10 protein-coding genes are annotated in these 13956 nt (G+C 43.1%); 8 read left to right on the forward strand and 2 right to left on the reverse strand.

What is annotated here, in order from left to right; genetic code table 11:
- Positions 1-160: 160 nt before the first annotated feature.
- From secA to LIX84_RS14185, 8 genes are all read left to right on the forward strand, one after another.
- On the forward strand, positions 161-2890 hold the full coding sequence (secA, locus tag LIX84_RS14150; RefSeq protein WP_005396435.1) for a preprotein translocase subunit SecA: 2730 nt from the start codon (positions 161-163) through the stop codon (positions 2888-2890).
- Positions 2891-3056: 166 nt separating this feature from the next.
- The gene (mutT, locus tag LIX84_RS14155; RefSeq protein WP_226421563.1) at positions 3057-3455 is read left to right on the forward strand and encodes an 8-oxo-dGTP diphosphatase MutT; all 399 of its coding nucleotides are present in this window, start codon (positions 3057-3059) and stop codon (positions 3453-3455) included.
- A 110-nt stretch (positions 3456-3565) separates the two neighbouring features.
- Positions 3566-4375 (forward strand): 4-hydroxy-tetrahydrodipicolinate reductase, encoded by an 810-nt coding sequence (gene dapB, locus LIX84_RS14160; protein WP_226421564.1) that lies wholly within the window; start codon positions 3566-3568, stop codon positions 4373-4375.
- A 481-nt stretch (positions 4376-4856) separates the two neighbouring features.
- Positions 4857-5996, forward strand: a complete 1140-nt coding sequence (gene carA / locus LIX84_RS14165) for a glutamine-hydrolyzing carbamoyl-phosphate synthase small subunit (protein WP_226421565.1) — start codon at positions 4857-4859, stop codon at positions 5994-5996.
- A 16-nt stretch (positions 5997-6012) separates the two neighbouring features.
- Entirely contained in the window at positions 6013-9246 is a 3234-nt protein-coding gene (gene carB / locus LIX84_RS14170; protein ID WP_226421566.1) for a carbamoyl-phosphate synthase large subunit, read from the forward strand.
- 915 nt (positions 9247-10161) lie between these two features.
- Complete coding sequence (locus tag LIX84_RS14175; protein WP_005396424.1) at positions 10162-10941, forward strand: TSUP family transporter; 780 nt, start codon at positions 10162-10164, stop codon at positions 10939-10941.
- Between the two features lie 170 nt (positions 10942-11111).
- On the forward strand, positions 11112-11825 hold the full coding sequence (locus tag LIX84_RS14180) for a hypothetical protein (RefSeq protein ID WP_226421567.1): 714 nt from the start codon (positions 11112-11114) through the stop codon (positions 11823-11825).
- The gene (locus LIX84_RS14185; RefSeq protein WP_046873988.1) at positions 11822-12241 is read left to right on the forward strand and encodes a hypothetical protein; all 420 of its coding nucleotides are present in this window, start codon (positions 11822-11824) and stop codon (positions 12239-12241) included. Before LIX84_RS14180 ends, LIX84_RS14185 begins: the two co-directional genes overlap by 4 nt.
- A gap of 32 nt (positions 12242-12273) precedes the next feature.
- On the opposite strand, the gene LIX84_RS14190 is transcribed toward LIX84_RS14185, so the two are convergent.
- Both LIX84_RS14190 and LIX84_RS14195 read right to left on the reverse strand, forming a co-directional pair.
- Positions 12274-13158 carry a LysR family transcriptional regulator gene (locus tag LIX84_RS14190; protein ID WP_226421568.1) on the reverse strand — a complete coding sequence of 295 codons (885 nt, stop codon included), beginning with the start codon at positions 13156-13158 and terminating at the stop codon, positions 12274-12276.
- Positions 13159-13287: 129 nt separating this feature from the next.
- Positions 13288-13908: a TRIC cation channel family protein gene (locus LIX84_RS14195; protein WP_226421569.1), complete on the reverse strand. Its 621-nt coding sequence runs from the start codon at positions 13906-13908 to the stop codon at positions 13288-13290.
- Positions 13909-13956: the final 48 nt, after the last annotated feature.

The following is a 13956-nucleotide window of genomic DNA, read 5'->3' on the forward strand; positions in this document are numbered from 1 at the left end:
TAAGCCACATTGTTTCGAAACTTAGCCTTGAAATATGGATGTTTGAACTCAATATCTTTGATAAATGATTTATCTCAGTATTCTTAGTTCCAAACTGGCAGAGACTGAAGGCATTATGAGTAGATCGGGAACGGTCTGATTAAAGAGAGATTCACGAAAAATGATAACTAAGCTACTGACAAAAGTGATTGGCAGTCGCAACGACCGAACACTGCGCCGCCTTAGAAAAATTGTAAAAGAAATTAATAACTACGAGCCAACATTCGAAGCTCTAAGTGATGAAGAGTTAAAAGCAAAGACGGTTGAGTTCCGTGAGCGCCTAGAGAAAGGTGAAACTCTTGATAAATTACTTCCTGAAGCTTTTGCTACGGTTCGTGAAGCATCTAAGCGTGTCTACGGCATGCGTCACTTCGACGTTCAGCTTATCGGTGGTATGGTTCTAAATGCGGGTCAAATTGCGGAGATGCGTACAGGTGAAGGTAAAACGCTGACTGCAACGCTTCCTGCTTACTTAAATGCTCTTGCTGGTAAAGGCGTTCACATCGTAACAGTGAACGATTATCTTGCTAAACGTGATGCTGAGACGAACCGCCCTCTATTTGAATTTTTAGGTATGACCGTTGGCGTAAACGTGCCAAACATGCCTCCTCAAGAGAAAAAAGAAGCGTACCAAGCTGACATTCTATACGGAACCAACAATGAATTTGGTTTTGACTACCTTCGTGACAATATGGCTTTCCGTAGCGAAGACCGTGTACAGCGTGATCGCTTCTTTGCAGTTGTCGATGAGGTGGACTCAATCCTAATTGATGAAGCTCGTACTCCTTTGATCATTTCAGGTCCTGCTGAAGATAGCTCTGAGCTATACACTCGAATCAACCTTTTGATCCCGCATCTGAAAAAGCAAGATAAAGAAGACTCTGAAGAATACCGTGGTGATGGTCACTACACTGTTGATGAAAAATCAAAGCAAGTATACCTAACAGAAACGGGTCAAGAATACGTTGAAGAGCTGTTGGTGAAAAACGGTCTGATGGAGGAAGGTGATACACTTTACTCTCCGGCTAACATCAGCATGTTGCATCACGTGAATGCTGCTTTGCGTGCTCATGTGTTATTCGAGCGTAACGTTGATTACATCGTTACTGATGAAGGCGAAGTGGTCATCGTTGATGAACACACTGGTCGTACAATGCCAGGTCGTCGTTGGTCTGAAGGTCTTCACCAAGCAGTAGAAGCGAAAGAAGGCGTTAAGATCCAAAACGAAAACCAAACTTTGGCTTCTATAACCTTCCAGAACTACTTCCGTTTATACGAAAAACTGTCAGGTATGACAGGTACAGCGGATACTGAAGCGTTCGAATTCCAGTCTATCTATGGTTTGGAAACGGTGGTTATCCCAACCAACAAGCCGATGATTCGTAACGATATGCCAGATGTGGTTTACCGTACTGAAGCAGAGAAGTTTGCGGCAATCATTGAAGATATTAAAGAGCGTGTTGCCAAAGGGCAGCCAACGCTTGTTGGTACTGTGTCGATTGAAAAGTCAGAACTTCTTTCTAACGCATTGAAGAAGGCTAAGATCAAACACAACGTATTGAACGCGAAATTCCATGAGAAAGAAGCGGAAATTGTTGCTGAAGCGGGCATGCCTGGTGCGGTAACTATCGCGACCAACATGGCCGGTCGTGGTACGGACATTGTGCTTGGCGGTAGCTGGCAATCAAAAGTTGAAGCTTTAGAGAACCCAACTCAAGAGCAAATCGATGCGATTAAAGCAGAGTGGAAAGTGGTGCATGACCAAGTGCTAGAAGCTGGTGGTCTACATATCATCGGTACTGAGCGCCACGAATCTCGCCGTATTGATAACCAGCTACGTGGTCGTTCTGGTCGTCAAGGTGATGCGGGTTCATCGCGCTTCTACCTATCTATGGAAGACTCTTTGCTACGTATTTTCACTTCTGATCGTATGGCTAGCCTTATTCAAAGTGGTATGGAAGAAGGTGAAGCTATTGAATCGAAGATGCTTTCTCGCTCAATTGAAAAAGCACAGCGTAAAGTGGAAGGTCGTAACTTTGATATCCGTAAGCAGCTGCTTGAATACGATGATGTAGCGAACGATCAACGTAAGGTTGTCTACGAACTGCGTGACGAGTTAATGAACGTTGAAGACATCAGCGGCATGATCGAGCAAAACCGTGAAGATGTGCTAACAGCGGTTATTGATGAGTACATTCCACCACAGTCACTAGAAGATATGTGGGATGTTGAAGGTCTACAAGAGCGCTTGAAAGCGGACTTCGATCTTGATGCGCCAGTGAAGCAATGGCTTGAAGAAGACGACAAGCTTTACGAAGAAGCATTACGTGAAAAGATCATCAACCTAGCCGTTGAAGTGTACAAAGAGAAAGAGGAAGTGGTGGGTGCACAAGTGCTTCGCAACTTCGAAAAATCGGTCATGCTTCAGACTCTGGATACGCTTTGGAAAGAGCATTTGGCTGCGATGGATCACTTGCGTCAAGGTATCCATTTACGCGGCTACGCACAGAAGAACCCAAAACAAGAATACAAACGTGAGTCGTTTGAACTGTTTGAGGGTCTACTAGAAGCGCTGAAAACAGACGTTATTACTGTTCTATCTCGTGTTCGCGTTCAGCAACAAGAAGAAGTTGAACGTATGGAAGAACAGCGTCGTGCGCAAGCTGAAGAAGCCGCTCGTCGTGCACAAGCGCAACACGCTGCAGCACAAAATCCGCTTTCTGAAGGCGAAGAATCTGAAGAAGGTTCAAATCAACCAATGGTACGTGATGAACGTAAAGTAGGTCGTAATGAACCTTGCCCTTGTGGCAGTGGCAAGAAGTACAAACAGTGCCACGGCAAAATCGACTAATCTGTTAGTCGGATTATTTATCAAAGAGTCGCTTAGGCGACTCTTTTTTTAAATAAATTCTTTGGCTATCAAATTCCATAAGTTTGATAGGTCAGCAAGTTTTTGAGGTGTAGAAGCTCGTTGTCACAATAGAAAAGTACAACGGTCTTGAGAGTTAGGAATCCCCATGAAAAGAATTCACATAGTCGCGGCAATTATTTTTAACCAAGACAAATCAAAGATCTTTATTACAAAGCGTCCTGATGATAAGCACAAAGGCGGGTTTTGGGAGTTTCCGGGTGGCAAAGTCGAGCCGGGAGAAAGCATTGAGCTTGCTATTACAAGAGAACTCGAAGAAGAAGTAGGAATTGAAGTTATTGAGCAAGCCCCTTTTGAACATTTGGAATACGACTATCCAGACAAATCACTCAAGTTTGATTTTATTACAGTATCTCAATTCAGTAATGAGCCTTACGGTCGAGAAGGTCAAGAAGGATGCTGGGTTGAAATCAGCGAATTGGGCTACTATACCTTTCCTGAAGCGAACGTACCTATCTTGGAGCGTGTTGTAAAAGAGTTTGCTTAAGCTCGATGAACTTGCTTGTGGTAACCATAGTATGTTGTTAGTTTAAACAGATTAAGCAAAACGAGAGAACGAGAGTAAACCTCGTTATCCAGAGAAGGAGAGAAAGCGCAATGGTTCGTATTGCAATCGCAGGAGCAGCTGGCCGAATGGGCCGTAATTTGGTTAAAGCTTCACACCTTAATCCTGAAGCGACAGTGAGCGCGGGATCAGAACGACCTGAGTCTTCACTCGTCGGTGTCGATATCGGTGAACTTTGTGGTGAAGGTAAATTCGATGTGCTCTTAACGGATGATCTTGCTAAAGACGTCGATAATTTTGATGTAATCATCGATTTCACCGCTCCAGTAAGCACATTAGCGAATCTTGAACTGTGTAAGAAGCATGGAAAGAGTATTGTGATTGGGACGACTGGCTTCAGTGATGCAGAGCGTGAACTGATTGACGAAGCCGCTAAGCAAGTGCCTGTTGTAATGGCGCCAAATTATTCTGTAGGCGTAAACCTTGTCTTTAAGCTTCTTGAGAAAGCAGCCCAAGTGATGGGTGATTACTGTGATATCGAGATTGTCGAGGCACATCATCGCCATAAAGTTGATGCTCCTTCTGGTACCGCTATCGGAATGGGAGAAGCCATTGCTGGTGCGATGGGTAATAAGCTGAATGATGTAGCTGTCTATGCCCGAGAAGGCATTACTGGTGAACGAACAAAAGATGAGATCGGCTTTGCTACGATTCGCGCTGGCGATATCGTCGGTGAGCATACAGCTATGTTTGCTGATATCGGGGAACGAGTGGAAATAACGCACAAAGCGACTGATCGCATGACGTTTGCTAATGGGGCCGTAAAGGCTGCCGTTTGGTTGAGTGCTAAACCTGCGGGCTTTTATACCATGACAGATGTTTTGGGATTGAATGAACTCTAAATACATAATTATTCGCCGGCGCTAGCCGGCTTTTTTATATCTATAGAATTATTTGTAAATAAAATGATTCTGATAGAGAAGATTTTAGCACTTACTTTTGTTATGTTTTTGTCTGTTTTGGCTTTGTTTTTGGGTGTAACCGTTAAAAGTATTGCTGTTTTTGTCTTGGTGAACGTTTGCGTTAAAAACTCATAATTTTTTGTGATCCCTAAAAAGTTCAAATTTGTAAAATTTATTAAACCTCTATCCCTCCCTATGTAATAGCATTCAAAAGTTGTCTTTTTGAGCCTTACTGATTCGAAATGACCTTACTCGCTAGAAATTGATAATTTATTTTTGATTGTAGGTTGACAGGTTTCCAGTCCAACTTTAGAATACCGCCAATTTGTCTGAAATACCTATTTATGTAGATTTTATAGGTAAAGGAAGGCATGTTTGCAGTTTGATTTATTTTTTTTGCATTTTTATTCTGGAGGTTGTCTTGGGTAAATTAGCACTGTTAGTCCTAGAAGATGGGACAGTGTTCCACGGAGTATCCATAGGGGCAGATGGTATTTCCGTTGGTGAAGTCGTTTTTAATACCTCGATGACGGGGTATCAAGAAATCCTCACTGATCCTTCCTATTCTCAGCAAATCGTCACCCTTACTTATCCTCACATTGGCAATACCGGAACCACTTCCGAAGATGAAGAATCCTCTTCCATTCATGCACAAGGCCTTGTGATTCGCGATCTTCCTCTTATCGCTTCTAACTTCCGTAATGAACAATCCCTCTCTGATTACCTTAAGTCTCAAAATATCGTTGGCATCGCTGATATTGATACGCGAAAGCTCACTCGTATCTTGCGTGAAAAAGGTGCTCAAAACGGTTGTATTGTTGCGGGTAATAACCTAGATGAAGCTTTGGCTTTAGCGAAAGCAAAAGAATTTCCAGGCTTAAAAGGAATGGACCTTGCGAAAGAAGTTACAACGAAAGAAGCGTATCAATGGAAACAAGGTTCGTGGACGCTTGAAGGTGGACTTCCAGAGGCGAAAGATGGCAGCGAGCTGCCATACCACGTCGTTGCTTACGACTTCGGCGCAAAACGCAACATCCTACGAATGTTGGTTGACCGCGGTTGCCGCTTAACGGTTGTTCCTGCTGAAACGTCAGCGGAAGAAGTGCTTGCGATGAACCCGGACGGTGTTTTCCTATCAAATGGCCCTGGTGATCCAGAACCATGTACTTACGCGATTGAAGCGACAAAAGTGTTCCTAGAAAAAGGCTTACCTATCTTCGGTATCTGTTTAGGTCACCAAATCCTTGCGTTAGCGTCAGGTGCACAAACCGTGAAAATGAAGTTTGGTCACCATGGTGCAAACCACCCAGTAAAAGATTTAGACCGTAACGTTGTGATGATCACTTCGCAAAACCACGGCTTTGCGGCAGATGAAGCAACGTTACCGGAAAACTTACGTGCTACTCACGTATCGTTATTTGATGGCTCTTTGCAAGGTATTCACCGCACAGACAAGCCAGCATTTAGCTTCCAAGGTCACCCAGAAGCGAGCCCAGGTCCACATGACGCGGCACCGCTATTTGACCACTTTATCGAACTAATCAAAAAACACAGCGCTTAATTCGGAGTAGTAGATAATGCCAAAACGTACTGACATTCAAAGTATTCTAATTCTTGGTGCTGGTCCGATTGTTATCGGTCAGGCATGTGAGTTTGACTACTCTGGCGCACAAGCCTGTAAAGCACTTCGTGAAGAAGGCTACCGAGTTATTCTGGTTAACTCGAACCCAGCAACGATCATGACAGACCCAGAGATGGCTGATGCGACTTACATCGAGCCAATCCAATGGGAAGTGGTACGCAAGATCATTGAAAAAGAGCGTCCAGATGCAGTTTTGCCAACCATGGGTGGCCAGACTGCACTTAACTGTGCGTTAGACTTAGAGAAACACGGCGTACTAGAAGAATTCGGCGTAGAGATGATCGGCGCAACTGCAGATGCAATCGACAAAGCGGAAGACCGTTCTCGTTTTGATAAAGCGATGAAGTCTATCGGCCTTGAGTGTCCTCGCGCAGATACAGCGAAGAGCATGGAAGAAGCTTACAAAGTTTTAGATATGGTTGGCTTCCCTTGTATCATCCGTCCATCGTTCACCATGGGTGGCACTGGTGGTGGTATCGCGTACAACAAAGAAGAGTTCGAAGAAATCTGTCGTCGCGGTCTGGACTTATCTCCGACCAACGAACTTCTTATCGATGAGTCACTAATCGGTTGGAAAGAGTACGAAATGGAAGTCGTTCGTGACAAAGCGGACAACTGTATCATCGTATGTTCAATCGAAAACTTTGATCCAATGGGTATCCACACGGGTGACTCAATCACAGTAGCACCAGCACAGACACTGACTGACAAAGAATACCAGTTAATGCGTAATGCATCGCTAGCCGTTCTACGTGAAATTGGTGTTGAAACAGGTGGTTCAAACGTACAGTTTGGTATCAACCCGAAAGATGGCCGTATGGTTATCATCGAGATGAACCCACGTGTATCTCGCTCTTCTGCGTTAGCGTCAAAAGCAACAGGTTTCCCAATCGCTAAGATTGCCGCGAAGCTTGCTGTTGGCTTTACTCTGGACGAACTACAAAACGACATCACGGGCGGTGCAACACCAGCATCATTCGAGCCAACTATCGACTACGTCGTAACTAAGATTCCTCGCTTTAACTTCGAGAAATTTGCTGGCGCAAACGACCGTCTGACTACTCAGATGAAATCGGTTGGTGAGGTAATGGCAATTGGTCGTAACCAACAAGAATCTCTTCACAAAGCACTTCGTGGCCTAGAAGTTGGCGCAACTGGTTTTGACGAGATGGTCGATTTAGAAGCACCAGATGCACTGACTAAGATTCGTCACGAACTTAAAGAAGCAGGCGCTGAGCGTATCTGGTACATCGCCGATGCATTCCGAGCTGGCATGTCAGTTGACGGCGTGTTCAACTTGACTCAAATTGACCGTTGGTTCCTGGTTCAAATCGAAGAAATCGTAAAACTCGAAGAGCAAGTCAAGGCGGGCGGCTACGCAGGTTTGACCAAAGACGTTCTTCGCCAGATGAAACGTAAAGGCTTCTCTGATGCGCGCTTGTCTAAACTGCTTGGTGTCGCTGAAAGTGAAATTCGCCGTGCTCGTGAGCAGTTTGATATTCACCCGGTTTACAAACGTGTGGATACGTGTGCCGCAGAGTTTTCTTCTGATACGGCTTATATGTACTCATCTTACGATGAAGAGTGTGAAGCAAACCCAACAGACAAAGACAAGATCATGGTTCTTGGTGGCGGTCCAAACCGTATCGGCCAAGGTATTGAATTCGATTACTGTTGTGTACACGCATCACTTGCGCTGCGTGAAGACGGTTACGAAACCATTATGGTTAACTGTAACCCAGAAACGGTATCTACTGACTACGATACGTCTGATCGTCTGTACTTCGAACCAGTAACTCTGGAAGATGTACTGTCTATCGCTCGCGTTGAAAAACCAAAAGGTGTGATTGTTCAGTACGGTGGTCAAACGCCACTTAAACTGGCTCGTGCTCTAGAAGCGGCTGGTGTTCCAATCATTGGTACGAGCCCAGATGCTATCGACCGTGCGGAAGACCGTGAACGCTTCCAGGCAGCTGTTGACCGTCTAGGTCTACTTCAGCCAGAAAACGCGACAGTAACAACGATGGAACAGGCGGTTGAAAAATCGAAAGAAATTGGCTTCCCATTAGTTGTTCGTCCATCTTATGTACTCGGTGGTCGTGCGATGGAAATCGTATACGACGAGCAAGACCTGCGTCGCTACTTCAACGAAGCAGTAAGCGTATCGAACGAGTCTCCAGTTCTACTTGACCGTTTCTTGGATGATGCAACCGAAGTTGATATTGATGCTATCTGTGACGGTGAACGCGTCGTTATCGGCGGTATCATGGAACACATCGAACAAGCGGGTGTTCACTCTGGCGACTCTGCATGTTCACTGCCTGCATACACGCTAAGTCAGGAAATTCAAGACAAGATGCGTGAGCAAGTTGAGAAGCTGGCGTTCGAACTCGGTGTACGCGGTTTGATGAACACGCAGTTTGCTGTGAAAGACAACGACGTTTACCTAATCGAAGTGAACCCTCGTGCTGCTCGTACGGTACCATTCGTATCGAAAGCGACAGGTGCACCTCTAGCGAAAATCGCTGCACGTGTAATGGCGGGTCAATCTCTAGAGTCACAAGGATTTACTAAAGAGATTATCCCTCCTTACTACTCAGTGAAAGAAGTGGTTCTGCCGTTCAACAAATTCCCTGGCGTTGACCCGCTATTGGGCCCAGAAATGCGCTCAACAGGTGAAGTAATGGGCGTTGGCGCAACATTCGCAGAAGCTTACGCGAAAGCAGAGCTAGGTTGTGGTGCGGTTTACCCTGAAGGTGGTCGTGCGCTACTGTCAGTACGTGAAGGCGATAAAGAGCGTGTTGTTGACCTGGCTTCTAAGCTAGTGAAACTGGGGTACCAGTTGGATGCGACACACGGTACTGCTGTGATTCTGGGCGAAGCGGGTATCAACCCACGTTTGGTAAACAAAGTACACGAAGGTCGTCCACACATTCTTGACCGTATCAAGAACAACGAATACACCTACATTGTAAACACGGCTGCTGGTCGTCAAGCGATTGAAGATTCGAAAGTTCTACGCCGCGGTGCACTGGCAGAAAAAGTGAACTACACAACGACACTGAACGCAGCGTTCGCTACATGTATGTCTCACACTGCAGACGCAAAAGCGTCAGTAACTTCGGTTCAAGAGCTACACGCAAAAGTGAAAGCTAGCCTAGAAGCGTAATAGATAAAAATCAGTAAGCCCGAAAATAGGGCTTATATGACAACCTCATTGCCCGCTCATTTGAGCGGGCTTTTTTATATCTAGGTTTTTTTAAAATGAAGAGTATTAAAATGTGCTAGGAACGATTGGTATGCTTCGCTTTTGAAGATCATCAAGCTAATTATGGCAAGCAATGTTCCTAAAGATGAAGAAATAGTACTACCACTTGCTACAACAAAGTTGATACTGCAGGTAAGAATGATAAAAGAGATAGTGATTAAGTTTATTTTTGCAGCAATACTTAATCCTTTGCTTATTGTCAGGATGTTTGGAATGCATACAACAACAACCGTAATAGCTCCCAATGTAAGAAGGTACGTATCTAGATCAATGTGTTGAGTGAAAGAAAACCAGTCATTCCAAATGCTTAAGCTAATAGTCAGACCAATAGTCAATGCCAAGTATAAACATACACTTATTGAGATGTTCGCTATGCTAATTGATTTAGTATTCAACTTTCAATTCCTCATAGATTCCAATTGTAAGATTTCTTAGCTCTCCCGAATAACCGCTCGTCTTGGGTTTAGAGCCAATAACGTTGAATAGCTGATTAATGTTCACTATTTGTTCGATTTTTGAGTGTAATTGTTGTTTTTCTGGATGGTCGAGTCAGTAAGTTATCCATTATTTTCGTTTTTATCAGATTAGACGTTCCCTATTAAGACAGCGCTTTCCTTTTCTATCAAAATATTAAGAGGCTCTTGAGGTGAGGCTCTATATTTGGTTGTGATTGATGTTTTTAATGTGTCATTTTCTAGATTTATTAAATGATGAAAATTAGGAATAGATTGGTGTCTTGACTTTCCATTGGTGGTTTTGTGAATAAGTGCTACCGTTTTTCCTCTTTGATGCCTCTTTAAATAAAAAGGATGTGTAGTGGAAATCACGGTTGAGATTTTGTTGGCTCTATTTTTTGTTGCGACTGCCGCAGGCTTTATTGATGCGATGGCTGGTGGGGGAGGGCTCATTACGCTCCCTGCGCTTTTGGCAGCGGGGTTGAGTCCGACTCAAGCTCTAGCAACCAACAAGTTACAAAGTTCGTTTGGCAGTTTCTCTGCTAGCTGGTATTTCGTGCGTAACGGTATTGTCAGCCTAAAGGAAATGCGTTTCGCGATACTTTGCACTTTTATCGGTGCAGCGATCGGTGCCGAGGCTGTGCAGTTTATTGATGCTAGCGTACTCACCAGTTTGATTCCTGTTCTTTTGATTGCCATTTCCCTCTATTTTTTACTCGCGCCAAGTACACGTAAAATAGATGGAGAACCAAAGTTATCTGAAGCGATGTTTGCGCTATGCATTGGTGGTGGGATCGGTTTCTATGATGGCTTTTTTGGCCCTGGGACTGGATCTATTTTTACTGTTTGTTTTGTTGCACTGGGTCACTTTTCTTTGGTCGAAGCCACTGCTAGAACAAAAATCCTCAATTTCACGTCAAACATAGCGGCACTACTCTTTTTTATCTTAGCCGGGTTGCCAGTGTGGAAGCTTGGCTTAACCATGGCTGTTGGCGGTTTTCTTGGTGCTCAGTTAGGGGCGAAGGTCGTGGTAAGTAAAGGGCAAAAATGGATTCGTCCTCTAGTTATTGTGATGTCGATGCTCATGGCAACGAAACTTCTTTGGCAACAACATCAGCAATGGATTTTGTCAGTATTATAACTCGTTCTCTACGTTCAACTACGCCTACTCATGAATTATATGTAAAGAAATACTGATATATCTATGATTTCATTATAGTGTGATATCGTACTTAAAATGAAAAAGTAATAAACAATTTTTATTTAATAAAGTTAGAATGCTATGCATTTTCTATCAATGAATTTGATAAATTGGTTAGTAAATTTATCCCTAAGCATGAACAACTTCGGTGGAATAGTTTAAAGGATAAGTTAGAATTTATTGCAAACTACTATGCAACTGTAGATGATTTGGCGTATTTAGGTAGAGTTGCTGTAGCCTTGTCAGGTAGCGCAGCTCCTATTGCAGTTGAGAAGTATGGTGGTTTTAATCATATTGTAATTAAAGGAACACCTAGTTTACAAAGAAAAGTTATGGCTTTGTCTGGTAAGATTTCGCCACCGATGGCCGTAAGTTTTGCTATAGGAAAAGAAAAGGCATTACAGACGGTTAAGCAAGGTGCAATTATTACTGTTATCTTTGTCACATCTTATAGAATAGCTGAGTATTTCTTTAAAGAGTCAAATAAAAGAGTATTGGCTAAATTATTCGGAGTTATAGCAAGTGACATTATTAAAGTGGGTTTGGCTGCTTTAGTTGCTAGTATAACATTAAAAACGATGGTTTCTGTAGGTGTTGTCGCTGCTGGTGGTTCAGCAGCTCTGTTTGTGGTTGTTTTTGTCGGTGTTGTTGCCAGCTTTGCAGCTAGTAAAATAGATGAAGAATTTAACCTCACAAAGAGGTTCCAAAAGGAAATTATGCTATTTTGGTCTCAAAAGGAAGAGGTGGAAAAATGGGAGATGAAAGATAAAATAAACCAATACCGAGCGATGCAGAGCTTTAAAAATAGTGGTTTTTCATTATGAAAAATGAAGAAATAGATTATAGCACATTTATTATAGGTTCAATTCTATTTCCTATATGTACATATTTTATGATTTATCTTCCGGTATCTGATTTGTTGGACTTTTTTGGAGCAATTTCATCCGATCAGGAAAGTTTATCCTTAGGTGGTCAGAATATTCAGTTATTTTCATCCGGTTTTTTATTTGCTTTGCTTTCTTATGTTTCTATTTATACTGTTTCTACTAAGAGAAAGCCAAATAAAGAAAAACTTAAAAAGCTTTTTAAATTATGTTTTGTTTTATTAGTTTCTAGTTTTTTGTTTTCTTATATGTTTAATGAGTGGTTGCTGTCTTATGCTGAAAGTCATGGATACCATTATTCTGAGGAACTTAGTTCTCGATGGTTCTTAAGTGAGTACTATGTTTTTGTAAAATGACTATGAAATACACTTTTACATTATACTCTACTTCAATTGTCTAGTTGTTGTGATGTCGATGCTAATGGCAACGAAACTTCTTTGGCAACAACATCAGCAATGGCTTCTGTCAGTGCTTTAACTCGTTCGCTGCGATATGTGCTGTGGCGCATGCAGATATGTATTGGTCGAATTAACTGTCCTAGTTCTTCAAAGTCATAGCAGAATTTGGGTGTGATATTAAGTGTCTTCAGGATAGATTTAGGAATTAAAGCGGGAGCCATTCCGCCCAAAGCCAGTTGTGCTGCCGCAGTGTATGAATCCATTTCCATCAAAGGCTCAATTCCGTATTTTGACAAAATAGCTTGTTGGTAAGTGTTGGCAGGATTGGTTAAGTCATTGGTCAAAATGGCTTTGGGTAGTTGCGAAAGTGGGTATCTACTGACGATTGAAAAAGGTTCATCAACGAGGTGAAGGCTCATTAATCCATGATGAGGCGGTAAATAACCGGCACAGAATCCCAGTGTCGCTTTACCTGATTTGACGTTCTCAATAATGCGTGGTGTATGATTGGTCGATATTCGTATGTACTGGTCATGGGCAAAGCGTTCTGCCATGATCACACTGAGGTATCCAGCGACTAAGGTTTCAGAGCAGTCTATCTTGATCAAAGAAGTATCTTCTATTTCTTGCTGATCATAGATCTGACCTCTTAACTCATTGAACGTTGGCTCGATCGTGTTGATGAGCGCGAGGCCATCGGAGGTCAGCTTTATGTGCCGACCACTTGGCTCAATCAATTTTTTTCCTAACTTCTTCTCTAGATTCGAAATGCGCTTACTCACCGCAGATTGACTAATATAGAGTTGGCTGCCCGTACGGCTCATGGTTTTTTCTTTACTGAGGACAAGTAACGTCTCAATACCTTCAAGCAACATAATGATTAATGAAAGTTAGGAATGGTTGAAATAATTTAGCGAATTGTACAAGAATTGGCGAATCAAATGAGTATAAATGAGAGGAGCCGACACTCAGTCGACTCCATGACCGAATCATGTAATTTGTGTTTAACGATTAATTGCGAAAGTTGGTAGGGATAGATGCCAACGAATTGCACCGAGACGTATAACGAGCGTTGAGATTACGCCAGCGAGTAAAGCGGTTGAGTGGTCATAATCCATGTTTACCGCCATCGTATGGAAGATGCCGCCAATAATACATGCCGTAGCGTAGACTTCACTTCTTAATACCATAGGAACTTCGCGAGCCAGCACGTCTCGTATAATGCCACCTCCACAGCCAGTAATAACCCCCATTATCACAGCGACCATTCCAGATGCATTGTAGGCGAGTGCCTTCTCTACTCCAATTCCCACAAATACAGCGAGACCGATGGCATCACAAACGGGTAATACCCACCATGAGAGTCGCTTGGGTCTTCGAATAACAAGCATGGTTAGTAGACACGTAACAAATATCACCCATAAGTACGTAGTATCTGTTATCCAAAATACAGGAGTGGCACCTAGCGCCATGTCTCGGATTGTTCCGCCACCAATAGCAGTCACACTGCCGAGAACGATAACGCCGAATGGATCCATTTTTAAACGGCCCGCCAGTAACACGCCAGAGATAGCGAAAACTGCGGTACCGAACAAGTCGATCATATAAAGCAGCATGGAGTCCATGTTACTTAGTACCTTTATATAGTGTGAGAAAAAATGGGCGGAAATTGT

Origin of the sequence: Vibrio sp. E14 (assembly GCF_020515785.1) — a bacterium.
Classification (GTDB): Bacteria; Pseudomonadota; Gammaproteobacteria; order Enterobacterales; family Vibrionaceae; genus Vibrio; species Vibrio diabolicus.